The following is a 23,804-nucleotide window of genomic DNA, read 5'->3' on the forward strand; positions in this document are numbered from 1 at the left end:
CCGGCGGCGCCGGGGTGGTTCAGCCCCGGCGCCCGAGCCGCCAGGCGGCGACGGCGAACAGCGCCGCGACGCCGACGCCGAGCGCGCAGACCACCGCGTCGTCCCCGGAGCCGAGCAGGTGCAGCGCGGCCCCGAGGTGCCCGACCGCCCCGAGGACGAGCCCGCACACGGAGACCCGCCAGAGCGCCCGCGAGGCCAGCACCAGCCGGGCCCGCTCCCGCGACACCCGCCGCCGCACGGCCGCGAGGTCGGCGGCCAGGTCGTCGACGGTCCTGCCGTCGAGCGCGCGCTCGAACGTCACGACGCCTCCTTCAGCGATTCGCCGTCCCGCTCCTCCGCGGCGAGGCCGGCGGCCAGCACAGCGGCCAGCAGGATCATATGGTCGCGGTCAACCGGGGTCAGTGATCCCGGTTCGGGGGAGTCGACGCTGAGCATGCCGAACGACCTGCCGCTCACGTGCACCGGAACCGAGATCAAGGAGCGGAAGCTCCTCGGGGAAACGCTGCCGAAGCTCTCCGGCGCCTTCTCCAGCAGGTCCTCGTAGAAAAGCGGGTCACTTCCGCGGGCGTGCCTGAGCACGAAGCGCTCGTACTCCCCGTCCGGGAGGAAAACAGCCCTGGGGGCACGGCCGCCGTCCCGCCCCTCGTGGTCGGCGAGCGTGAGGTGGCCGTCCCGCCACAGGTAGAGCGCGGCCCGGTAGTTCTCGCGGTCGTCGGTGCCGCACTGGGTCCTGGCGGCGGCGACCACGCGGTTCCGCAGGACCTGCACAGGGACGCGCCCGGCCCCGTCGGCGGACACCACCGCGAGCTTGCCCAACTCTTTGACCAGTGGGATCGCCGCACCCAGGACTTCGTGCTTGGCGCGCTTGACCCGTGCCAGGGCATCCGCCTCCTCGCGCTTGGCCCACACCTCGCGCAGGACGCCCCAGCAGGCGATCCCCACCGCGCAGATGGCGGAACCCCATATCCCGTAGGACCGCGCCGCGCCCTCGGCGAAGGCCGCGACCGCGGAAGCGATCGCGGCCAGCGCGGGCAGCAGAACGGAAATGGCGTACCGGGCAGGAACTGGAACCGGAATGCTCTTCTTCGACACGAGATGCGCAGCTCTCTCTGAAACCACACAAGGAACCCGCCACTGCGGGCTGGTGTGGAAACGTACAGAGCGGCCAGGCACACCCGCTACGCCCGTTTGACGCAATCGGCATATATGGAATCAGAGCGCTACCGCAGTTCGGGGGACGTGGAACGCAATTGTGCGGTATGGGAGCGCTTCCATTTGTGAAACTTTTTACGAAACGTCGTTTGCGGGGAACCGCAGCACCCACCGCTTCTGCCACGGCGTCTCCACCGCGTGCTTGCGGTAGTGCGCCCGCGTCCACGCCACCGCCTCCCCGCGCGGCACGCCGGACAGCACGGCAAGGCACGCGAGGACCGTCCCGGTGCGACCGTTCCCGCCGCCGCACGCGACCTCCACCGCCTCACCGGCCAGCGCCCGCCGGTGCAGGTCGTGGATCAGCCGCACCGCCGCCCCACCGTCGCGCGGCAGCAGGAAGTCCGGCCAGTCCACCCACTCGTGCGGCCACGTCAGCGCCGCGTCGTGCGCCGCCCGCAGCCGCGCGCCGCCCAGGTACAGCCCGTACCCCGGCTCGACCTCGGGCGGCCCGCCGCGCAGGCCGCGACCGGTGACCACCGCGCCGTCGGGCAACTCGACCACCACGACCACCCCCTCTCCCCGTCCGGTGACGACCGGGTCTACTCGTCCGCCCGCGACCTCTCCAGCGCCTCGCGGGCCTTGCGCGCCATGTCCGCCACGGCGGCCCGCGTCCCGGCGCCCGCCTCGTAGTCCGCGCGCCGGTCCCGCACCACCCGCGCCGGGATGCCCACGGCGATCTTGTAGTCCGGGACGTCCCCGCGCACCACCGCGTGCGCCCCGAGCACGCACCCGCGCCCGATCCGCGTCCCCCGCGTGACGGTGACCTTGGTGCCCAGCCAGCAGTCCGGCCCGATCCGCACCGGGGACTTCACGATCCCCTGGTCCTTGATCGGCAGGGTGATGTCGCTCGTCACGTGGTCGAAGTCGCAGACGTACACCCAGTCCGCGACCAGGGTAGCGGCCCCGATCTCCACGTCCAGGTAGCAGTTGACCGTGTTGTCCTTGCCGAACACCGCCTTGTCGCCGATCCGCAGCGACCCCTCGTGGCACCGGATGGCGTTGCCGTCGCCGATGTGCACCCAGCGCCCGATCTCCAGCCGCCCGAACCCCGGCCTGCAGTGGATCTCCACCTTCTTGCCGAGGAACACCATGCCGCGCAGCACCACGTGCGGGTTGGCGACGCGGAACTTCAGCAGCCGCCAGTACCGCACCAGGTACCACGGGGTGTAGGCGCGGTGCCGCAGCACCCAGCGCAACGAGGCGAGGGTGAGGAAGCGGGCCTGCGCGGGGTCGCGGCGCGCGCCCCGCCACCGCGACCACGTGGACGAGCCCCACATGCTGGTCATCCGGGAACCCTAACCGCGAGCGCGGACCCCGCCCTCGCGCGCCACCGCCGCGCCCCGCCAGGATGGCCGCCGTGACGACTCCGCTCATCATCGACACGGACCCCGGCGTGGACGACGCCTTCGCGCTCGCGCTGGCCGCCGCGAGCCCCGAGGTGGACCTGGTCGGCGTGACCACGACCTTCGGCAACGTCGGCCTGGAGCGCACCACCCGCAACGCGCTCGGCCTGCTCGCCCTGCTGGGCCGCGCGGACGTCCCGGTGGCCGCGGGCGCGGACCGCCCGCTGGTGCACGCCCAGCCGTCGCTGTCGAGCGCGCACGGCTCGGACGGCCTGTCCGGCTTCGCGGGCGCCCTGCCCCCGGCGGGCGCGCCGGACCCCAGGGACGCGGTCGCGCTGCTGGCCGACCTGCTCGGCGCCTCCGACCGCCCGGTGGTGATCGCCGCGGTGGGCCCGCTGACGAACGTCGCCCTGCTGCTGGCCGCGCACCCGTCGCTGAAGCCGAAGATCGAGCGCCTGGTGGTGATGGGCGGCGCGATCGGGGCGGGGAACATCTCGCCGAGGGCGGAGTTCAACGCCTGGTGCGACCCGGAGGCGGCGCGGCGGGTGCTGGTGGTGGAGGACGTGCCGACGACGCTGGTGCCGATGGACCTGACGATGCGCTGCTCGGTCGACGGCCCGTGGCTGGACGCGGTGGGCGCGGCCTCGGAGGTCGGCCGGGTGCTGGTGGGCATGACGGCGGACTACCGGCGGGCGTACCGGGGGCTGCTGGGGTGGGACGGGATGGCGCTGCACGACGCGGTGGCGGTCGCCGAGGCGGTCCGGCCTGGGTTGCTGACCACGCGGCGGCTGCCGGTGGAGGTGGACTGCGGGTACGGGCCGGGGCGCGGGTCGCTGCTGGTGGACGAGCGGCTGGAGGCGCGCGACGCGGGGCGGGTGGACGTGGCGGTGGACGTCGACGTGGCCGGGCTGCGGGGGTGGTTGTCGGAGCGGCTGGGCGGGTTGTGAGCCGGGGGGTGGTCCGGAACCCGGCTCCGGACCACCCCGGCTCAGGTCCGCTCGGCCCGCGCCAACAGGTACACCGGGCTCCGCCCGACCCTGGTCAGCACCACCGCCATCGACTCGCTCCCGCTCAGCTTCAGCTTGCGCCGCAACGGTTTCGGGTCCACGTCCAGGCCGCGCACCAGGATCTCCAGCACCCCCACGTCGTGCGCCCTCAGCACCGACCGCAGCGCCTTCTCGCTGTACCGCCCGTGCTCCACCACCCGGAACGCCCGCACCCCCGGCGGCGGCACGGGACCCGTCAGGTAGGCGATGTGCTCGTCCAGCTGGGCCAGGCCGTGGCGCGCCGCGTAGTGCCGCACCAGGCCGGCCCGCACGACCGCGCCGTCCGGGTCCACCAGCCACTCGCCCGGTTCCGCCACCGGGCAGTCGTCCGGTTCCGCGTCGGTCAGGGTCCACGGCTCGCCGCCGGTGCGCAGCACGGTCGCCCGCCGCGACACGCCCGGCGTGGCCAGGCCCCGCGTCCACAGGCACGCCTCGCGCACCTGCCCGTCCAGCGACACCACCTCGACCTCGTCGGCCCACGGGGCGACCGCGAAGTCCACGCCCGGCGCGCACTTCACCGCCAGGTCCCGATCGGCACACGCCTGCGCGAGGCCGTCCAGCGGCGGGAGGAAGTCCGACGGGCGCCAGGTGCGCCGCCCCGCCGAGTCGCGGCGCGCCGGGTCGGCCAGCAGCGGGACGCCGCGCGAGGCCGGGCGCAGCGCGTCCGCGAGCGCCAAGCCCACGTCCGGGCCGAGGTTGTGCCTGGCCATCGCCAACCGCACCGGGTCCAGGTCGGAGCCGATCGAGCCCTCCGGCAACCACGCCAGCTCCGCGCCGATCGAGCAGGTCAGGTCGTGCACCGGCCCGGTGAAGCGGGACGCCCGGTGCCGCGCCACCGGGGCCGCGGTGGCCTGCTGGAGCGCGTCGTCGGTGTACAACCCGTCCACGAAGTCCACTTTGGACGGAGCTTTCCGCCGCAGCAGCAGCGTTTCCAGCACCGCCGCGAAGAACTCCCCGGCCTCCCGCCGGGCCGCCGCCACGTCCGCGAGGCGCGACGCGTCGGTCAGCGGCAGCCCGGACAGCGCCGACAGCGCGGCGCACCCGGCGTCGGAGCGCAGGTACGCCACGTCGTCGAGGCTGAAGCCGTACCCCACGACTAGACCTTGCGGCCCGTCACGGACACGTTGTAGAACACCTCGCGCGGCAGGACCTTGGCCAGCACGTTCTCATCCACCCAGGACAGCCGCTGCCACGTCCGGTAGGCGAACATCGCCCACCCGAACCCGAGCTTCTCCCTGGGCACGGCCGCCTCGAAGGTGCGCACCGGCCACCCGAACAGCGCCGCCGACAGCTCCTCCGTCACCGCCTTGACCTGCTCGGCCCCCGCCTCCCGCGCGACCTCCTCCAGCGAGCCGGGGTCGAACGTGTGCAGGTCCACCACGGCCTCCAGCGCCGCCGCGCGCGAGGACTCGTCCAGCTCCTCCTGCGGTCGCCGCCAGTCGTCCAGGCCGGGCACGACCTTGGTCAGGTTCGTGGTGGCCCACCAGGTGAGCTGCCCGAGCTTGCGCGCGTAGAAGTTGCCGATGTTCGTGGGGTCGCCCGCGAACACGAACCGCCCGCCGGGCTTGAGCACCCGCAGCACCTCGCGCATCGCGGCGGGCACGTCCGGGATGTGGTGCAGCACCGCGTGCCCGACCACGAGGTCGAACGTGTTGTCGTCGTACGGGATGCGCTCGGCGTCGGCGACCCGCCCGTCCACGTCCAGCCCGAGGTTCTGCGCGTTGCGCAGCGCCACCTCGACCATGCCGGGCGACAGGTCCGTCACCGAGCCCTTCTCGATCACCCCGCCCTGCATGAGGTTCAGCAGGAAGAACCCGGTGCCGCAGCCCAGCTCCAGCGCGTGCTCATACGGCCCCGTGCCGCCGGAGACGGCGCGGAACCGGTCCACGGCGTAGGTGATGCAGCGCTCGTCGTAGGAGATGGACCACTTCTCGTCGTAGGTCCCCGCCTCCCAGTCGTGGTACAGCACGTTGGCGAGCTTGGGGTCGCCGTAGGCGGCCTTCACCTCGTCCTCGGTGGCGTGCGGGTGCGGCTTCGGGTCGGTCTGGGGGGCCTCGACGCCGGTGGTGCCGGTCGTGGGGTCACTTGCCACTGAACTCCGCCTTTCCGGGCCCGTTCTCGATGAACGACCTCATGCCGGTCTTCTGGTCCTCGGTGGCGAACATCGCCGCGAACAGCTGGCTCTCCAGCCGGAGCCCGCTGCCGAGGTCGGTGTCCAGCCCGCCGTCGATCGCGGCCTTGGCGGCGGCGTAGGCCCGCGCGGGCCCCGCCGTGAACTGCCCGGCCCACCGCAGCGCGGCGGCGTGCACGTCGTCCGGGGCCACCACCTCGTCGACCATGCCGATGCGCAGCGCCTCCTCGGCGCCGACGAACCGGCCGGTGTAGATCAGGTCCTTGGCGCGGGACGGCCCGATCAGCCGGGGCAGCCGCTGCGTGCCGCCCATGCCGGGGATGACGCCGAGCAGGATCTCGGGCTGCCCGACCTTGGCGTTGTCGCCCGCGATCCGCCGGTCCGCGCACAGCGCCAGCTCGAACCCGCCGCCCAGCGCGTAGCCGGTGATGGCCGCGACGGTCGGCTTCGGGATCTCCTCGACGGCCCGCAGCGCGGAGCTGAACCCGGCGGCGCGCTCGGCCATCTCGGCGTAGGACAGGTCGGCCATCTCCTTGATGTCCGCGCCCGCCGCGAACACCTTCGGACCGCCGTAGACGACCACCGCGCGCACGTCGGCCCGCGCGGACGCCTCGGTGGCGGCGGCCCTGATCTCCTCCTGGACCTGCCGGTTGAGGGCGTTCATCGGCGGCCGGTCGAGCCGGATGGTTCCGATCCCGTCGGAGACTTCGAGCCGTGCGAACTCAGCCACAGGTCCTCCTCGACCTCACTCGGGCGCCGCGCCGCCGGGTGGGACCGGGGCGCGCGGGACGCGGTCGCGCGCGGGCGCGCGAGGGCCGCCCGAGGCACGCGCGCGCCTGCCGGGCCCGAACCGCGAGCACGACGCTACTACTCGGTAGCCCCCGCTCCGGCGGCACCGGCCTTGCGCCGGGCGAAGTAGCGGTCGCCCGCGCGCTGGAGCTCCAGCGGCTGGTCGAAGGTCTTCGCCAGGTTGTCCTCGGTGAGCACGTCGTCCAGCAGGCCCTGCGCGACGACGGCGCCCTCGCGCAGCAGCAGCGCGTGCGTGAAGCCCGGCGGGATCTCCTCGACGTGGTGCGTGACCAGCACGCTCGCCGGCGCGTCCGGGTCGAGCGCCAGCTCGGACAGCCGGGCGACCAGGTCCTCGCGGGCCCCGAGGTCGAGCCCGGACGCGGGCTCGTCCAGCAGCAGCAGCTCCGGGTCGGTCATCAGCGCCCTGGCGATGAGCACGCGCTTGCGCTCGCCGTCGGACAGGGTGCCGAACTCGCGCTCCGCCAGGTGCTCGACGCCCAGGGTCCCCAGCAGCTCGCGGGCCCGCCCGGTGTCCAGCTGGTCGTAGTGCTCGCGCCAGCGGCCCATGATCGCGTACCCGGCGCTGACCACCACGTCGACGGCCTTCTCGTCGCGCGGGATGCGCCCCATGAGCGCGTTCGTGCACAGGCCGATGCGGGTGCGCAGCTCGAACACGTCGGTGCGCCCGATCCGCTCGCCCAGCACCGTCAGCTCGCCCTCGCTGGGGTGCACCTCGGCGCTGGCCAGCCGGAGCAGGGTGGTCTTGCCCGCCCCGTTCGGGCCGAGCACCACCCAGCGCTCGTCCAGCTCGACGCCCCACTCGACGCCGCCGACCAGAGTGGCCTGCCCGCGCCGGACCGACACGCCCCGCATGTCGATGACCAGATCCTCGTTCTCCACGCCGCCCCGCCTCGCCAGACACCAACGCCACCCCCATTGTTGTGGAAAGCGGGCCGCGCGCCGAACAGCGGGGTGAGCCCATCCGGGTGGCGGTGACCGGGATCACCGGCGAAGTGGCTGATCGTGCCCGCGCGAGCGCGGTCCGCCGCCCTCCCGGCCCAGCCGAAACGATCAAATCCTGCGACCATCGACGCATGGCTGCCGAACCCATCGTGCTCGCGGGCCGCCCGTTCCCCCTGGGGGCCCACCCGGAGGCGGGCGGGGTCCGCTTCGCCGTGTCCGCGCCCCCGGCGCACGCCGTCGAGGTGTGCCTGGTCGACGAGGACGGGGCGGAGCGCAGGGTGGAGCTGACCGAGCGGACGTTCGGCGTCTGGCACGGCCTGATCCCCGGCGTCACCCCCGGTCAGCGCTACGGGTACCGGGTGCACGGCCCGTACGACCCGTCGCGGGGGCTGCGCTGCAACCCGGCGAAGCTGCTCGTCGACCCGTACGCGCGGCGGGTCACCGGCAAGGTGACCGACCTGGACGCGGTGCTGGGCTACGCGGGCGACCCGATGCTCGGGCCGCCGTCCGCGGTGGACTCGCTGGGGTCCGCGCCGCTGTCCGTGGTGGCCTCGCCGGGCGGGCCGGACACGGGCGTGAAGCCGGAGGTGCCGTTCGAGGAGGCGGTGCTGTACGAGCTGCACGTGCGCGGGTTCACGAAGCTGCACCCGGACGTCCCGCCGAAGCTGCGCGGCACCTACCTGGGGCTCGCCCACCCGGCGGCCGTGGAGCACCTGGTGCGGCTGGGCGTGACGTCGGTGGAGCTGCTGCCGGTGCACGCGTTCATCGACGAGCAGGGCCTCACCCGCGCGGGCAGGCGCAACTACTGGGGGTACACGCCGCTGTCGTACTTCGCGCCGCACCCGGACTACGCGTCGGTGCCCGGCGAGGAGGTCGAGGAGTTCCGCACGATGGTGGCGGCGCTGCACGCGGTCGGCATCGAAGTGATCATGGACGTGGTGTTCAACCACACCTGCGAGGGCGGCCCGGACGGCCCGACGCTGTCCTACCGGGGGTTCGACGCGCCCGGCTACTACCTGCACACCGACGGCGGCAGCACGCTCGACATCACCGGCTGCGGCAACACCCTGGAGGCCGGGTCGCCGCAGGTGGTGCGGATGGTCACCGACTCGCTGCGGTACTGGACCACCGAGATGGGCGTGGACGGGTTCCGGTTCGACCTGGCGTCCACGCTCGGCAGGCCAGGCGGCGGCTGGTTCGACCGGTCGTCGGCGATGCTGACCGCGATCACCTCGGACCCGGTGCTGTCCACCTGCAAGCTGATCGCCGAGCCGTGGGACGCCACCGGCGACGGCTACCGGGTCGGCGACTTCGGGGTGCAGTGGGCCGAGTGGAACGGGCGGTACCGGGACACCGTGCGGGACTTCTGGCGCGGGTCGACCGGGGTGCGCGACCTGGCCTACCGGCTGTCCGGGTCCTCCGACCTGTACGCCGACGACCTGCGGCGGCCCTGGCAGTCGATCAACTTCATCACCGCGCACGACGGGTTCACCCTGCGCGACCTGGTCTCGTACAACCACAAGCACAACGAGGCCAACGGCGAGGACAACCGCGACGGCACCGACGACAACCGGTCGTGGAACTGCGGCGTCGAGGGCGAGACCGACAACCCGGCGGTGCTGGCGCTGCGGGCGCGGCAGGCCAGGAACCTGCTGGCGGTGCTGCTGCTGTCCACCGGCACGCCGATGCTGACGGCGGGCGACGAGCTGTGGCGCACGCAGGGCGGGAACAACAACGCCTACTGCCTGGACGACGAGACGTCCTGGGTGGACTGGGCGCCCACGCCCGAGGGCGACGCGATGACGGCGTTCACCCGGCGGGTGATCTCGCTGCGGGCGGACAGCCCGGCGCTGCGGCAGCCGGAGTTCTTCGAGGGGCGGCGGCACGGCGAGCCCGACCTGGTGTGGTTCCGGGCCGACGGCGAGGAGATGGCGGAGACCGACTGGTTCGACGAGGGCAGGCGGTTCCTGGGGATGTGGATCGACGGGTCGACGAGCCTGTCGCGCACCAGGGACGGCGAGCTGGTGTCGGACGACTCGTGGCTGCTGCTGGTGAACGCGGCGGCGGACGCGGTGGACGTGCGGCTGCCGTCGGCGGAGTACGGGACGCGGTACGAGCCCGCGCTGGACTCCAGCACCCCGGACGGGGCCCCGGCGGCGGGCGGGGCGCTGGCGGCGGGGGCGTCGCTGTCGCTGATGGGGCGGTCGCTGGTGCTGCTGCGGGTGCCGGAGTAGGGGGCCGGTCCGGGGGCGCCGGGGCGGTGCGGGGCCGGTCCGGTACCGCCGGGCGCCGCCTCGTGGGGCGGGGCGGCGGGCCCAGCGGGTGCGGCCGGACGCCGGACCACGGACGGCGGAACCTCGGCGGCGGAGGTTTTCCTGACTGGTGGGAGCAGCCGCGTGGAACGCCGCGACGTGCGACGATGCGTCCGTGGCCCTGTTCTGGAGCGACCGCACGGTCGACCTGCTGCTGGTCGCCTCCTGCGGCTGTAGCGGGACGCGACGCGCTCCCGGCCGCTGAGCGATCGGCTCGCCGCCACCCGCCCGCGCGCTTCGCCGCCGCGGGTCCCAGCGTCGCGTCTCCCCCACGTCAGCACCCCCGAACGTGGCACCCAGGAGCCGTCATGCCCACGACCCAGATCCGCCCCGTCGGCGAGGCCGCCGCCGACCTGCACCCCCGGTTCGACGCGGACGCCCTGCGCGCCCTGCTGCACCCCGGCCGCGACCTGTGGACCCCGTCGCAGCTGCGCGGGTTGACCGCCTCGGTGGCGTCGGGCTTCCGCGCCGAGCTGACCGACCTGGTCCGGTACACCCGCCCGCAGCGCTGGTGGGCGCGCCTGGGCCTGACCGAGGGCGTCGAGCTGTGGCTGCTGTCCTGGGCGCCCGGCCAGGGCACGGAGCCGCACGACCACGGCGGCGCGGCGGGCTCGTTCACCGTGCTGGAGGGCGAGCTGCACGAGGACTTCCGGCACCCCGGCGGCCAGGTCGGCACCGCGACCCGGCGGGCGGGCGCCGCGCTGGGCTTCGGCGCGGGCCGGGCGCACCAGGTGCGCAACACCTCGGGGGCGAACGCGTCGAGCGTGCACGCCTACTCGCCCCCGCTGGTCCCGACCCGCGACTACCGCAGCCTGTGGGACATCCCGACCACCATCCCGCCCCTGCCCGCGCACCGGCTCCCCCTGGACCGGCTGCGCGAGCTGGCCGACCTGGAGGGCCCGTGAGCGAGAGCGAGCTGCACACCGCACATCCGGAGGACGCAGGGGCGGGGAGGGCGGAAGCGAGGGGCGCAGAGGCGGGCGAGGTGGGCCCGGTGGGCGCGAGCGCGGGGGCCGCAGGCGCGGCGGGCGCGGGCTTGGCGGATGTGGGCGCGGGTTCGGCGGGCGCGAGCGCGCTGGACGCGCGGTTGGCGCGGGCGCGGGAGGGCCTCGACCGGTTGTCCCCGCAGCGCCTGCACGAGCTGCTCGGCGACGCGCCCGGTGAGGGGTCCGGTGCGGGGTCCGGGCGCGCCGCCGACGTGCTGGTGGTCGACATCCGCCCCGAGCACAACCGGGCCGCCGAGGGCGAGATCCCCGGTTCGGTGCCGGTGGAGCGGATCGTGCTGGAGTGGCGGCTCGACCCGTTCGGCGGGTTCCGGCTGCCGGGCTTCACCGCCGCGACCCGCGTGGTGGTCGTCTGCAACGAGGGCTACGCCTCCTCGCTGGCCGCCCGCGACCTGCGGGAGCTGGGCCTGCCCCTGGCCACCGACCTGGCGGGCGGCTTCCGGGGCTACGCGGCGGCGGGCCTGCCCGTGCGCCAGGGCCCCACCGACGCGGTCCGCTGACCCCGCGCCCGCCACCCGGGCACCTCCCCGCCACCCGCGCACCTCCCCGCAGCGCCCCGCCACCCGCGCCCCACCGCGGGCACAACGCCGTCCACGCCCCACCGCGCAACCCGCCGCCCGCACGCCCCCTCACCCCTTCGGCCCACCACCCTCGCCCGATCGGCCCGCCGAACCACCCGTTCCCCGCCCGTTCCCGGCCCGCTCCCCCACCGCTCACGCGTTCGGGTTACCGATGTCGCCGGGAGCGGGTAGCGTCCGCACACCGTGTGGAAGCTGCTGACCGCCCTGGTCCCCCTGACGCTCCTGCTCTGGGGCCTGTCCGGTTACCCCCTGGCCCTGCTGGGGGCGGTGCTCGGCGGGTTCGCCTGCCTGGCGCTGCTCGTGCTCGGGCAGGTGCTCGGCGCGCTGGCCCTGTCCGTCCGGGTCTCCCAGCTGACCATCGGCGTCGGCTCCGAGCTCAAGACCTGGAACGGCGAGGGCCGCCGGGTCGTGCTGCGGAGCATCCCGCTGCTGTTCACGGTCATCCTCACCTCGGTGAAGTCGCCCGCCCGCCCGCGCCTGTGGGGCACCGCCCTCACCGCCGTCCTGCTCACCGCCGCCGCCGTCGCCGCCGCCTGGTTCGCCGCCTCGAACCCCCTCGCGCGCGGGTTCGCCGTCGCGGGCACGGCCGTGCTGGTCAACGCGCTGGTCCCCCGCCGGGGCGCGGGCCTGACCTCGATGGGCTGGTTCCTGTTCGCGCTGCCCCGGCTGTCCGGCAGGCCGCTGGCCGAGCTGGAGGCCACCCCCGCCGTCAACCGGGCGGTGACCGCGCTGGAGTCCGGCGACCTGGACGAGGCCGAGCGCATCGCCGACGAGCTGGTGGCCGCGCACCCCGACCTGCTGGTCGCGATCGGCTCCAAGACCGGCGTGCTCACCCTGCGCGGCAAGCACGCGGAGGCGTTGAAGCTGGTCAGCTCCCTGGTCGGCCGCCCCGACCTGAACCAGCGCGACATGGCGTTCCTGATGGCCGAGATGGCCAGCACCACCGCGAACGCCGTGGAGGCCGGGATGCTGCCCGCCGAGGTCGGGCTGGGCGCGGCGCAGCGGGCGCTCGACGGCGCGATCCAGCTCGGCTTCCCGTCCTACCGGTGCAGCGGCGTCGTCGCCCAGCTGTCCCTGATCACCGGGGACGTCGAGACCGCCCTGCGGATGGCGCGCCAGGCGGCCGAGGTGAGCGAGAGCTCGCTCTCCCGCGCCGACGCGCTCGCCTCGGTGGCCAGGGCGCACATGGCGGCGGGCGACAACGCCGCGGCCCGCGAGGCGCTCGCCGAGGCCGAGCGGCTGGCGGGCTGGTCGCCCAGGGTCGCGGAGACCTCGGCCCGGCTGAACATCGCCTGACCCCGGCGCGGGACGAGAGCGGGCGCCGGACCCCGAGGTCCGACGCCCGCCCGTCACCGCGGGACCCGGCGGCTACCCCGCCAGCACCACGCGCCCCAGCTCGGCCCGCGAGGCCAGCAGCTCGTGCTTGGGCAGCACCCGGACGGTGTACCCGACGCCGCCCGCGTGCGGCAGGGTCAGGTCGGCCTCGTAGTCCTCGCCGCCCACGTGCCGCATCGGGGTGGTCACCGCGTCGACCAGCTCGTCGCCGTCGCCGACCCGCCCCAGCACCGCCTGCACGTCCACCTCGCCCGGCTCCAGCCCGGCCAGGTCGACCCGCGCCCGCACCGACACCGGCGCGCCCAGCACCGGGGTGCCCTCGCCGAGCCGGATCTCCGAGTCGAGCACCCGCACCCGCGCCCACGACGACCGCAGCCGCTGCCGGTACGCCGACAGCTCCTTCGCGCCCCGGTACCCGTCCCCGACCACGGCCTCGGCCGACCCGGCGGCGGGCGCGTACAGCTCCTCCACGTACTCCCGCACCATCCGGGACGCCTGCACCGACGGCCCGAGCGAGGCCAGGGTGTGCCTGACCATCGCCAGCCAGCCGCGCGGCGCCCCGTCGGTCCGGTCGTAGAACAGCGGGGCCACCTGGTTGCCCAGCAGCTCGTAGAGCGCCGTCGCCTCCAGGTCGTCGCGCCGGGTCGGGTCGCCGACGCCGTCGGCGGTGGGGATGGCCCAGCCGTTGGACCCGTCGTACAGCTCGTCCCACCAGCCGTCGCGGATCGACAGGTTCAGGCCGCCGTTGAGCGCCGACTTCATGCCGGACGTGCCGCACGCCTCCAGCGGGCGCATCGGGTTGTTCAGCCAGACGTCGCAACCCCAGTAGAGGAACCGGGCCATCGACATGTCGTAGTCCGGCAGGAACACGATGCGGTGGCGCACGCCCGCGTCGTCGGCGAACCGCACGATCTGCTGGATGAGCGCCTTGCCGCCGTCGTCGGCCGGGTGCGACTTGCCCGCCACGACCAGCTGCACCGGCCGCTCCGGGTGCAGCAGCATCGACCGCAGGCGTTCGGGGTCGCGCAGCATGAGGGTGAGCCGCTTGTACGTGGGCACCCGCCGGGCGAAGCCGACGGTGAGCACGTCCGGGTCGAACACGTCGTCGGTCCAGCCCAGCTCCAGCGCGGACGCCCCGCGCTGCAACCACGACGCCCTGGTGCGCCGCCGCACCTCGTCGACCAGCTTGCCGCGCAGGCGCCCGCGCAGCTCCCACAGCTCCTCGTCGGAGATCTCCGCGCCCTCGACCACGGCGCTCATCCGGGCGTCCGCCCAGGTGGGGCCGTGCACGCCGTTGGTGACGGAGCCGATGGGCACCTCGGCGGTGTCGAAGCCCGGCCACAGGCCGCGGAACATGTCCCGGCTGACCGTGCCGTGCAGCTTGGAGACGCCGTTGGCGCGCTGCGCCAGCCGCAGGCCCATGTGGGCCATGTTGAACAGGCCGGGGTTCTCCTCGGCGCCCAGCGCGAGGACCCGCTGGGTGCTCACGCCCGGCAGCAGCTCCTCGTCGCCGAAGTAGTGCTGCACGAGGTCGACGGGGAACCGGTCGATGCCCGCGGGCACCGGGGTGTGCGTGGTGAAGACGGTGCCCGCGCGGACGGCGGCGAGGGCCTGGTCGAAGTCCAGCCCGTCGCCGGTGACCAGCTCGCGGATGCGCTCCAGGCCCAGGAACCCGGCGTGGCCCTCGTTGGTGTGGAACACCTCGGGGCGGGCGTGGCCGGTGGCCTCGCAGAACGCCCGCACGGCGCGCACGCCGCCGATGCCCGCGAGGATCTCCTGGCGGATGCGGTGGTCCTGGTCGCCGCCGTAGAGGCGGTCGGTGACGCCGCGCAGGTCGTCGTCGTTGTCCTCGACGTCGGAGTCGAGCAGCAGCAGCGGCACCCGGCCGACCTGCGCCTTCCACACCTTGGCCCGCAGCACCCGGCCGCCGGGCATGGTCACGTGGACCAGCACGGGCGCGCCGGAGCGCTCGGTGACCAGCTCCAGCGGCAGGGCGCGCGGGTCGAGCACCGGGTAGTGCTCCACCTGCCAGCCGTCCAGGGACAGCGACTGCCGGAAGTAGCCGGAGTGGTAGAGCAGGCCGACGGCGATGAGCGGGACGCCCAGGTCGGAGGCGGCCTTGAGGTGGTCGCCCGCCAGCACGCCGAGGCCGCCGGAGTAGTTGGGCAGCGCCTCGGTGACGCCGAACTCCATGGAGAAGTAGCCGATCGCGGACGGCAGCGGGGCGCCGTCGCCCTGCTCGGCGCGCCTGCGCTGGAACCAGCGGTCGTCGGTGAGGTAGCGGTCGAGGTCGTCGGCGGCGGCCCGCAGGCGGCCGAGGAACTCCTCGTCCCCGCTCAGCGATTCCAGCCGGTCGGGCGAAGCCGTGGACAGGACGCGCAGCGGGTCGCCGCTCTCGGCCCAGAGCCCCGGATCGACCGAGGCGAGGAGGTCCTGCGTGGGCTGGTGCCAGGTCCAGCGCAGGTTGGTGGCGAGGGTGCCGAGTGCCGACAGCGGCTCGGGGAGGCTGGCTCGGACGGTGAACCGGCGTAGTGCTCGCATGGCGTCGGACCTTATCCCCCATCCAGCGGTGTCGGGCAATGGTCACCCGAACCGATGCAGTGAACGATCCAGCGCTACCAGCGGTGACACCCCCCGAGCGGGCTTTCCGCAAACGGGCGGTCACCGTCTTCCCCGGAAGGGCTTTCGCCCGAACGGACCAGCCCCTCCGGGTGGGTCGCGCTCCGCCGAGCACCGGCCGGGTCGACCCCCCGCACGGGGTCGGCCGTCCGGGTGGCGCGCGCCCCGGCGGCAACCCGGCGCGCCGGTCCGTCCCAAGAGGACGGTCACCCGGCCGCGCCCCGACGGCGGGAGGCTCCACAGTGGACCGACCACCCCCGGTGCTCGACCGTCCGCCCGAACGGCGCTCCCCCGTCGGGGCGGACCGCGCCCGGCCGCGCCCGGCCCCGCGGGGCGCCCGCGGGCGGATCGGCCGCCGGAGCACCGCGGGGCGCCGCGGCGAAGCGCCAGGTGCGGGCGCCGGAACGCCCGGCGCCGCAACGACCTCGCCCGCGGGCGGCCCGCCCCGGCGATCACCGCACCGCTGCGGTGATCGCCCCGCCTCCACTGTGGACCGGCCGGGAACCCGGTCGGGGCGGGAGGACGCGCGGACGAAGGACGCCGTTCACCCCGCCGTGATCCGGCGGCCACCCGGAACAGCGAGACTGAGGCGAGGATCACGAGATGCACCCGATCGCCGAGTGTGTGATCGATCCGCACCGGGTAGTAATGCACAGGAGTCCCGGTGATGAGCGCCCTGTTCGAGGAGTGCAGACTTGGCGGGGCACGGCCCAGGCGGAGGAGCCGCACCGGCTGAGCCGCAGCACGGGGCCGCGGTGGGACGGTTCGTGGTCTCGCGCTGCTGCGCAGTGCGGGGGCGCTTCACATCAAGGCGAGAGGGGCGCTGCCGATGAGCGGACGACTCGGTGTCGACGACGTCTCCCCAGCGGTGAGCTGCGGGCGCTACCCGGCGAAGGCCGTGGTCGGCGAGCACGTCCCGGTCCGGGCCACGGTGTGGCGCGAGGGCCACGACGCCGTGGCGGCCACCGTCGTGTGGCGCGGGCCGGACGACCGCGTCGCCAGGCAGACCAGGATGGCCCCCGAGGGGATCGGCCTGGACCGCTGGGTTGCCGTGATCGCGCCCGACACCACCGGGGCCTGGACCTTCCGCGTCGACGCCTGGAGCGACCCGTGGTCGACCTGGCTGCACGCGGTGGAGGTCAAGGTCGCCGCGGGGCAGGGCGCCGACGAGCTGGCGAACGACCTGGAGACCGGCGCGCGGCTGCTCGACCGGGTCTCCCGAAGGCCGGACCGGCGCCGCGAGAAGCCGCTGCTGTCCAACGCCGCCGCCGCGCTGCGCGACGAGACCAGGCCGCTGACCGAGCGGGTCGCCCCGGCGCTGGCGGGCGACGTGCGGCGGGTCATGCACGAGCACCCGGTGCGGGAGCTGGTCACCAAGGGCAAGCAGCACCGCGTCTGGGTGGACCGGGAGCGGGCCGCGTTCGGCTCCTGGTACGAGTTCTTCCCCCGCTCCACCGGCGGCGTCGACGAGTCCGGCGTCCCCGTGCACGGCACGTTCGTGACCGCCGCGCGCGAGCTGGACCGGGTGGCCGCGATGGGCTTCGACGTGGTGTACCTGCCGCCGATCCACCCGATCGGCCGGGTCAACCGCAAGGGCCCCAACAACACGCTGACCGCGACCGAGGACGACTGCGGCTCGCCGTGGGCGATCGGCTCGGACGAGGGCGGGCACGACGCGATCCACCCCGAGCTGGGCACCGAGGACGACTTCAGGGCGTTCGTGGCGCGCGCCGCCGAGCTGGAGATGGAGGTCGCGCTCGACCTCGCGCTCCAGGCCGCGCCGGACCACCCGTGGGTGCTCAAGCACCCGGAGTGGTTCACCACCCGCCCGGACGGCACGATCGCGTACGCGGAGAACCCGCCGAAGAAGTACCAGGACATCTACCCGGTCAACTTCGACAACGACCCGCAGGGCATCTACAACGAGGTGCTCCGGGTCGTGCTGCACTGGGTCGGCCTGGGGGTGAAGGTCTTCCGGGTCGACAACCCGCACACCAAGCCGCCGGACTTCTGGGCGTGGCTGATCTGGACCGTGAAGGACCGGCACCCGGACGTGCTGTTCCTGGCCGAGGCGTTCACCCGTCCGGCGCGGCTGTACGGGCTGGCCAAGCTCGGGTTCACCCAGTCGTACACCTACTTCACCTGGCGCACCTCGAAGGAGGAGCTGACCGAGTTCGCGCTGGACCACCTCGCGCACTGGGACGAGGCCAGGCCGAACCTGTTCGTCAACACCCCGGACATCCTGCACGAGTCGCTCCAGCACGGCGGTCCCGGCACGTTCGCGCTGCGCGCGGCGCTGGCCGCCACGCTGTCCCCGACCTGGGGGGTGTACTCCGGCTACGAGCTGTTCGAGCACGAGGCGCTCAAGCCGGGCAGCGAGGAGTACCTGAACACGGAGAAGTTCCAGCTCCGGCCGCGCGACTACGCGGCGGCGGTGGCCGAGGGCCGCTCGCTGGAACCGTGGCTGCGCAAGCTGAACGGCATCAGGCGGGCGCACCCGGCGCTGCGCCAGATGCGGACGCTGCGCTTCCACGAAGTCGACAACCCGGCCCTGATCGCCTACTCCAAGCAGGACCCGGCCACCGGTGACACGATCGTCGTGGTGGTCAGCCTGGACCCGAACGGGGCCCAGGAGGGGACCATCCGGCTCGACCTGCCCGCTCTCGGCATCGACTGGCACGAGCGCCTCATCGCGCACGACGAGGTCACCGGCGAGACGTGGGACTGGGGTCAGGCCAACTACGTGAAGCTCGAACCCTGGCGGGCGACGGCGCACATCGTCGCCGTGCAGCGCAGGTTCGCGGGCTAGCGATCACCGGTTAGCGCAGTACCCCCCGCGTCGCGCGGAACGCGGGGGGCGGTCGAGCGTACCCCCGATGAGGTGGGACGAGGTGGAGCATCATGCACGACGAGGAACCCCGACCCGACGCGGCACTCGGTCTGGACGGCATCCCGCACACCGGTGAGGCCATCGGTGCCGACGGGCTGCTGGTCGAACCCCAGGCCGAGGACTTCAAATCGGCCAGGGAGGTGCCGCGCGACCAGGCCTGGTACAAGGGCGCGGTGTTCTACGAGGTGCTCGTGCGCGCCTTCTCCGACTCGAACGGGGACGGCACGGGCGACCTGAGGGGTCTGGCCTCGCGGCTGGACTACCTGGAGTGGCTCGGCGTCGACTGCCTCTGGCTGCCGCCGTTCTACGCCTCGCCGCTGCGCGACGGCGGCTACGACATCAGCGACTTCCGGGCGGTGCTGCCGGAGTTCGGCACCGTCGACGACTTCGTGTACCTGCTGGACGAGGCGCACCGCCGGGGCATCCGGGTGATCACCGACCTGGTGCTCAACCACACCTCGGACGCGCACCCGTGGTTCCAGCAGTCGCGCGCCGAGCCGGACGGCCCGTACGGCGAGTACTACGTGTGGAGCGACGACGACTCGCGCTACGCGGACGCGCGCATCATCTTCGTGGACACCGAGTCCTCGAACTGGACGTACGACCCGGTGCGCGGCCAGTTCTTCTGGCACCGGTTCTTCTCGCACCAGCCGGACCTCAACTTCGAGAACCCGGACGTGCAGGAGGCGATGCTCGACATCCTGCGGTTCTGGCTGGACCTGGGCATCGACGGGTTCCGCCTGGACGCCGTGCCCTACCTGTTCGAGCAGGAGGGCACGAACTGCGAGAACCTGCCGCGCACGCACGACTTCCTCAAGCGCTGCCGCAAGGTGATCGACGACGAGTACCCCGGTCGGGTGCTGCTGGCCGAGGCGAACCAGTGGCCCGCCGACGTGGTGGAGTACTTCGGCGACGCCGAGGTGGGCGGCGACGAGTGCCACATGGCGTTCCACTTCCCGCTGATGCCGCGCATCTTCATGGCGGTGCGGCGCGAGTCCCGGTTCCCGATCTCGGAGATCCTGGCCCAGACGCCGAGCATCCCGGACGGCGCCCAGTGGGGCATCTTCCTGCGCAACCACGACGAGCTGACCCTGGAGATGGTCACCGACGAGGAGCGCGACTACATGTACGCGGAGTACGCCAAGGACCCGCGCATGAAGGCGAACATCGGCATCCGCCGCAGGCTGGCGCCGCTGCTGGAGAACGACCGGAACCAGCAGGAGCTGTTCACCGCGATGCTGCTGTCGCTGCCCGGCTCGCCGGTGCTGTACTACGGCGACGAGATCGGCATGGGCGACAACATCTGGCTGGGCGACCGCGACGGCGTGCGCACCCCGATGCAGTGGACGCCCGACCGGAACGCGGGCTTCTCCGGTTGCGATCCGGGCAGGCTGTACCTGCCGGTGATCATGGACCCGGTGTACGGCTACCAGGCGCTCAACGTCGAGGCGCAGCTGAACAACCAGTCCTCGCTGCTGAACTGGACCCGGCGGATGATCGAGATCCGCAAGCAGCACCACGCGTTCGCGGAGGGCGACTTCGACGACCTGGGCGGCTCGAACCCGAGCGTGCTGGCCTACCGGCGCCGGTTCCGGCGGCCGGACGGCCAGGAGGACATCGTGCTGTGCGTGAACAACCTGTCCCGGTTCCCGCAGCCCGTCGAGCTGGACCTGGGCGAGCACCGGGGGCTGCGCCCGGTGGAGCTGACCGGCGGGGTGCGCTTCCCGCAGATCGGCGAGCTGTCCTACCTGCTCACCCTGCCGGGGCACGGCTTCTACTGGTTCCAGCTCGTGGCGGCGGGCGACGACGGCGAAAGCAGCAGGTGACGCGACGTGACGCAACCGCAGGAGCTCGTGGACAAGGTGGTCGCGGAGCTGACCGGTTGGCTGCCCGCGCAGCGCTGGTTCGGCGGCAAGGACCGGCCCGTCGACGCCGTGCGCCCGCTGCGCAGCACCGTGCTCTCGCACGACCCGCTGCTGGTGCACCTGGTCGTGGAGGTCGAGCAGGCCGACCGGCTCGACCCGTACCAGCTGGTGGTGAGCGACCGGCTGGAGGGCTTCGAGGCCACCGGCGACGCCGAGCTGACCGGTCTGCTGCTGGACGGGATCGCGCGCGGTGACACCGTCGAGGGCCTGGAGTTCCGGACCGAGCCGGGCGTCGAGGTGCCGGAGGGCCTGCGCGGCAGGCCGATCACCTCGGAGCAGTCGAACACCTCGGTGGTGTTCGGCAGCCAGTGCATCCTGAAGCTGTTCCGCAAGCTCACCCTGGGCGAGAACCCGGACCTGGTGCTCCAGCGGGCGCTGCACGAGGTGGGCTGCGAGCACATCGCCCGGCCGCTCGGGTCGATCAGCGGCGAGGTCAAGGGCGAGCGCACCACGTTCGGGATGCTCCAGCAGTTCCTCCCGGACGCGGTGGACGGCTGGGCCATGGCCACCACGAGCGTGCGCGACCTGATGGCCGAGGGGGACCTGCACCCGAACGAGGTGGGCGGGGACTTCGCGGGCGAGGCGAGCAGGCTGGGCGCGGCGGTGGCGCGGGTGCACGCGGACCTGGAGCGCGCCCTGGGCGCGCAGGTCGCGGACGCCGACGACATCGAGCGCTCGGTGCGGGCCATGCACGCCAGGCTGGACCTGGTGCTGGGCTCGGTGCCGGAGCTGGAGCAGTACGCGCCCGCGCTGCGCGAGGCGTTCGACCAGGCGCGGGACACCCCCGGCGCGATCGCCATCCAGCACATCCACGGCGACCTGCACCTCGGTCAGGTGCTGCGGACCGTGCACGGCTGGCTGGTCATCGACTTCGAGGGCGAGCCCGGCGCGCCGCTGGCGGAGCGGACCGCGCTGCGCTCGCCGCTGCGGGACGTGGCGGGGATGCTGCGGTCGTTCGACTACGCGGCGCACCAGCTGCTGGTCGGGCAGCCCGAGGACGAGCAGCTGACCAGGCGCGCCCTGGAGTGGGCGCGGCGCAACCGGGCCGCGTTCACCGAGGGCTACGCGGAGGCCGCGGCGGCGGCCGTGGGCGACCCGCGCGAGCGCGGTCCGCTGCTGCGGGCGTTCGAGCTGGACAAGGCGGTCTACGAGGTCGCCTACGAACATGCCAACCGACCGGAGTGGTTGACGGTTCCGCTGTCGTCGATCGCCCGGATCACCGGAGAAGGAGCGTGAGCGGGACGTGAGTGCGATCCAGCCCGAGGACGTCGACCGGCTGCTGGCGGGGTCGCACCACGACCCCCACTCGGTGCTGGGGGTGCACCGCGCCGGAGGAGGCGCGGTCGCCCGCGCGCTGCGGCCGGGTGCGAGCGCGGTGTCGGTGCTGGTCGGGGACAAGAGGTTCGAGCTGGACCGGGTCGCCGACGGGCTGTTCGCGGGCGAACTGCCCGAGCACCCCGGCGGCGACTACCGCCTGGAGGTGGACTACCGGGGGCACGTCGTCGAGGTGGACGACCCCTACCGGTGGCTGCCGACCGTGGGCGAGCTTGACCTGCACCTGATCGCCGAGGGCCGCCACGAGCGGCTGTGGGACGTGCTGGGCGCGCACCCGCGCAGCTACGACACCCCCGCGGGCGTGGTGCGGGGCGTGTCGTTCGCGGTGTGGGCGCCGACCGCGCGCGGCGTGCGGGTGTGCGGCGACTTCGACGGCTGGGACGGCCGCGCGAACCCGCTGCGCTCGCTGGGCAACACCGGGATCTGGGAGGTGTTCGTCCCGAACCTGCCGGTGGGCTCGCGGTACAAGTTCCGCGTCCTGGGCGCGGACGGGGTGTGGCACGAGAAGGCCGACCCGATGGCGTTCGCCACGGAGACGCCCCCGCAGACCGCCTCGGTGGTGACCGAGTCGCTGTACGCGTGGGACGACGCCGAGTGGGAGGCCAGGCGTGACGCCACCCAGTGGGTGAACGCGCCGATGAGCGTCTACGAGGTGCACCTCGGGTCGTGGCGGCCGGAGAAGGACGGGCGCAAGCTCGGGTACCGGGAGCTGGCGCAGGAGCTGGCGGACTACGTGACCGAGGCGGGCTTCACGCACGTGGAGCTGCTGCCGATCGCCGAGCACCCGTTCGGCGGGTCGTGGGGCTACCAGGTCACCTCCTACTACGCGCCCACCTCGCGGTTCGGCTCGCCGGACGACTTCAAGCACTTCGTGGACGTGCTGCACCAGCGCGGCATCGGCGTGATCGTGGACTGGGTGCCCGCGCACTTCCCGAAGGACGCGTGGGCGCTGGCGAAGTTCGACGGCACCCCGCTGTACGAGCACGCCGACCCCCGACGCGGCGAGCAGCCCGACTGGGGCACGCTCGTGTTCGACTTCGGGCGCAACGAGGTGCGCAACTTCCTGGTCGCGAACGCGCTGTACTGGATCGAGGAGTTCCACCTCGACGGCCTGCGGGTCGACGCGGTGGCCTCGATGCTGTACCTGGACTACTCGCGGCAGGACGGGCAGTGGCTGCCGAACGAGTTCGGCGGCCGGGAGAACCTGGACGCGGTGCGGTTCCTGCAGGAGCTGAACGCGACGGTGTACCGGCGGCACCCCGGCGTGGTGATGATCGCCGAGGAGTCCACGGCGTGGCCGGGCGTGTCGCGGCCGACGCACCTGGGCGGGCTGGGCTTCGGGTTCAAGTGGAACATGGGGTGGATGCACGACACGCTCCACTACCTCTCGCGCGAGCCGATCCACCGCTCGTTCCACCACAACGAGATCACCTTCTCGCTGGTGTACGCGTGGAGCGAGAACTTCGTGCTGCCGCTCTCGCACGACGAGGTGGTGCACGGCAAGGGCTCGCTGTGGCAGCGGATGCCCGGCGACGACTGGAACAAGGCGGCGGGGCTGCGCGCCCTGCTGGCGTTCATGTGGGCGCACCCCGGCAAGCAGCTGCTGTTCATGGGCGGCGAGTTCGGGCAGCCCGCGGAGTGGTCCGAGTCGAAGTCGCTGGACTGGCACCTGCTGGAGCAGCCGCTGCACGCGGGCGTGCGCAGGCTGGTGGCGGACGCGAACCGGGTGTACCGGGCCTCGCCCGCGCTGTACAGCGCCGACTCCAAGCCCGAGGGCTTCTCGTGGATCGACGCGAACGACTCGGGCGGGAACGTGCTGAGCTTCCTGCGGATCGGCGAGGACGGCTCGCTGCTGGCGTGCGTGGCGAACTTCTCCGGGCAGCCGCACCACGACTACCGGGTCGGGCTGCCGGTGCGCGGCCGGTGGCGCGAGGTGCTGAACACGGACTCGGGGCACTACGGCGGTTCCGGGGTGGGCAACCTGGGCGGCGTCGAGGCGGACGGGTCGCCGTGGCACGGGCGGCCGACGTCGGCGGTGCTCCAGCTGCCGCCGAACGGGGTGCTGTGGCTGGCTCCGGAGAACGGGCCGGAGGAGGCCGCGGTCGAGGCGGCGGAGGCGGTGCTGGCGGACGGCGCCGAGGGCGCGGTGGTGCTGGAGGCGGTGCTGGACGAGCTGCCCGAGGTGGAGGTCGTGCCACCCGCCGAGGTCGTGCCGGCCGAGGTCGAGCCCGCCGAGGTCGAGCCGGCCGAGGTCGAGCCCGCGGTGAGGCCCGCGAAGGCCGACCCCGAGCCGGTCTGAGGCAGCCGGGACGACGGGGA

General features: G+C 73.7%; 18 protein-coding genes. 9 read left to right on the forward strand and 9 right to left on the reverse strand.

The genetic code is table 11. The annotated features are described in order from the left end of the window. Positions 1–19 precede the first annotated feature (19 nt). The 4 genes from CNX65_RS29815 to CNX65_RS29830 form a co-directional block, all read right to left on the reverse strand. A complete protein-coding gene (locus CNX65_RS29815) occupies positions 20–301 on the reverse strand; it encodes a hypothetical protein (RefSeq protein WP_096496714.1) in 282 nt (93 codons plus the stop codon). Then, positions 298–1,092, reverse strand: a complete 795-nt coding sequence (locus CNX65_RS29820) for a GAF domain-containing protein (protein WP_096496715.1) — start codon at positions 1,090–1,092, stop codon at positions 298–300. The genes CNX65_RS29815 and CNX65_RS29820 overlap by 4 nt, the downstream gene beginning before the upstream one ends. Before the next feature lie 195 nt (positions 1,093–1,287). Next, positions 1,288–1,716 (reverse strand): protein-tyrosine phosphatase family protein, encoded by a 429-nt coding sequence (locus CNX65_RS29825; RefSeq protein WP_096498069.1) that lies wholly within the window; start codon positions 1,714–1,716, stop codon positions 1,288–1,290. Positions 1,717–1,751: 35 nt separating this feature from the next. Then, complete coding sequence (locus CNX65_RS29830; RefSeq protein ID WP_096496716.1) at positions 1,752–2,498, reverse strand: acyltransferase; 747 nt, start codon at positions 2,496–2,498, stop codon at positions 1,752–1,754. A gap of 71 nt (positions 2,499–2,569) precedes the next feature. Here CNX65_RS29830 and CNX65_RS29835 point away from each other — a divergent pair, with 71 nt between their 5' ends. After that, positions 2,570–3,502: a nucleoside hydrolase gene (locus tag CNX65_RS29835; RefSeq protein WP_096496717.1), complete on the forward strand. Its 933-nt coding sequence runs from the start codon at positions 2,570–2,572 to the stop codon at positions 3,500–3,502. 41 nt (positions 3,503–3,543) lie between these two features. Here CNX65_RS29835 and CNX65_RS29840 read toward each other — a convergent pair whose 3' ends face one another. From CNX65_RS29840 to CNX65_RS29855, 4 genes are all read right to left on the reverse strand, one after another. Next, a complete protein-coding gene (locus CNX65_RS29840; RefSeq protein WP_096496718.1) occupies positions 3,544–4,695 on the reverse strand; it encodes a THUMP-like domain-containing protein in 1,152 nt (383 codons plus the stop codon). Positions 4,696–4,697: 2 nt separating this feature from the next. After that, entirely contained in the window at positions 4,698–5,693 is a 996-nt protein-coding gene (locus CNX65_RS29845) for a class I SAM-dependent methyltransferase (RefSeq protein WP_096496719.1), read from the reverse strand. Continuing rightward, a complete protein-coding gene (locus CNX65_RS29850) occupies positions 5,683–6,462 on the reverse strand; it encodes an enoyl-CoA hydratase/isomerase family protein (RefSeq protein ID WP_096496720.1) in 780 nt (259 codons plus the stop codon). Before CNX65_RS29850 ends, CNX65_RS29845 begins: the two co-directional genes overlap by 11 nt. A 137-nt stretch (positions 6,463–6,599) precedes the next feature. Next, positions 6,600–7,394: an ABC transporter ATP-binding protein gene (locus CNX65_RS29855; RefSeq protein WP_096498070.1), complete on the reverse strand. Its 795-nt coding sequence runs from the start codon at positions 7,392–7,394 to the stop codon at positions 6,600–6,602. A gap of 221 nt (positions 7,395–7,615) precedes the next feature. Between CNX65_RS29855 and glgX the strand changes: the two genes are divergently transcribed. The 4 genes from glgX to CNX65_RS29875 all read left to right on the forward strand — a co-directional run bounded on the left by glgX (position 7,616) and on the right by CNX65_RS29875 (position 12,677). After that, positions 7,616–9,718 carry a glycogen debranching protein GlgX gene (glgX, locus tag CNX65_RS29860; protein ID WP_096496721.1) on the forward strand — a complete coding sequence of 701 codons (2,103 nt, stop codon included), beginning with the start codon at positions 7,616–7,618 and terminating at the stop codon, positions 9,716–9,718. Positions 9,719–10,104: 386 nt separating this feature from the next. Continuing rightward, complete coding sequence (locus CNX65_RS29865) at positions 10,105–10,701, forward strand: cysteine dioxygenase (protein WP_096496722.1); 597 nt, start codon at positions 10,105–10,107, stop codon at positions 10,699–10,701. 140 nt (positions 10,702–10,841) lie between these two features. Next, positions 10,842–11,300 carry a rhodanese-like domain-containing protein gene (locus tag CNX65_RS29870; RefSeq protein WP_177154460.1) on the forward strand — a complete coding sequence of 153 codons (459 nt, stop codon included), beginning with the start codon at positions 10,842–10,844 and terminating at the stop codon, positions 11,298–11,300. A gap of 264 nt (positions 11,301–11,564) precedes the next feature. Continuing rightward, on the forward strand, positions 11,565–12,677 hold the full coding sequence (locus CNX65_RS29875; RefSeq protein ID WP_096496723.1) for a hypothetical protein: 1,113 nt from the start codon (positions 11,565–11,567) through the stop codon (positions 12,675–12,677). A gap of 72 nt (positions 12,678–12,749) precedes the next feature. Here the strand turns inward: CNX65_RS29875 and glgP are convergent, their stop codons facing one another. After that, positions 12,750–15,257 (reverse strand): alpha-glucan family phosphorylase, encoded by a 2,508-nt coding sequence (gene glgP / locus CNX65_RS29880; protein WP_096496724.1) that lies wholly within the window; start codon positions 15,255–15,257, stop codon positions 12,750–12,752. 907 nt (positions 15,258–16,164) lie between these two features. On the opposite strand from glgP, the gene CNX65_RS29885 reads away from it, so the two are divergent. From CNX65_RS29885 to glgB, 4 genes are all read left to right on the forward strand, one after another. After that, positions 16,165–18,144 (forward strand): maltotransferase domain-containing protein, encoded by a 1,980-nt coding sequence (locus tag CNX65_RS29885; protein ID WP_096496725.1) that lies wholly within the window; start codon positions 16,165–16,167, stop codon positions 18,142–18,144. Between the two features lie 92 nt (positions 18,145–18,236). Further along, a complete protein-coding gene (treS, locus tag CNX65_RS29890; protein ID WP_096496726.1) occupies positions 18,237–20,051 on the forward strand; it encodes a maltose alpha-D-glucosyltransferase in 1,815 nt (604 codons plus the stop codon). Between the two features lie 6 nt (positions 20,052–20,057). Further along, complete coding sequence (locus tag CNX65_RS29895; RefSeq protein ID WP_096496727.1) at positions 20,058–21,386, forward strand: maltokinase N-terminal cap-like domain-containing protein; 1,329 nt, start codon at positions 20,058–20,060, stop codon at positions 21,384–21,386. 7 nt (positions 21,387–21,393) lie between these two features. Beyond that, positions 21,394–23,784: a 1,4-alpha-glucan branching protein GlgB gene (gene glgB, locus CNX65_RS29900; RefSeq protein WP_232520064.1), complete on the forward strand. Its 2,391-nt coding sequence runs from the start codon at positions 21,394–21,396 to the stop codon at positions 23,782–23,784. Positions 23,785–23,804 lie beyond the last annotated feature (20 nt).

It is taken from the genome of Actinosynnema pretiosum, assembly GCF_002354875.1.
Taxonomy (GTDB): Bacteria; Actinomycetota; Actinomycetes; order Mycobacteriales; family Pseudonocardiaceae; genus Actinosynnema; species Actinosynnema auranticum.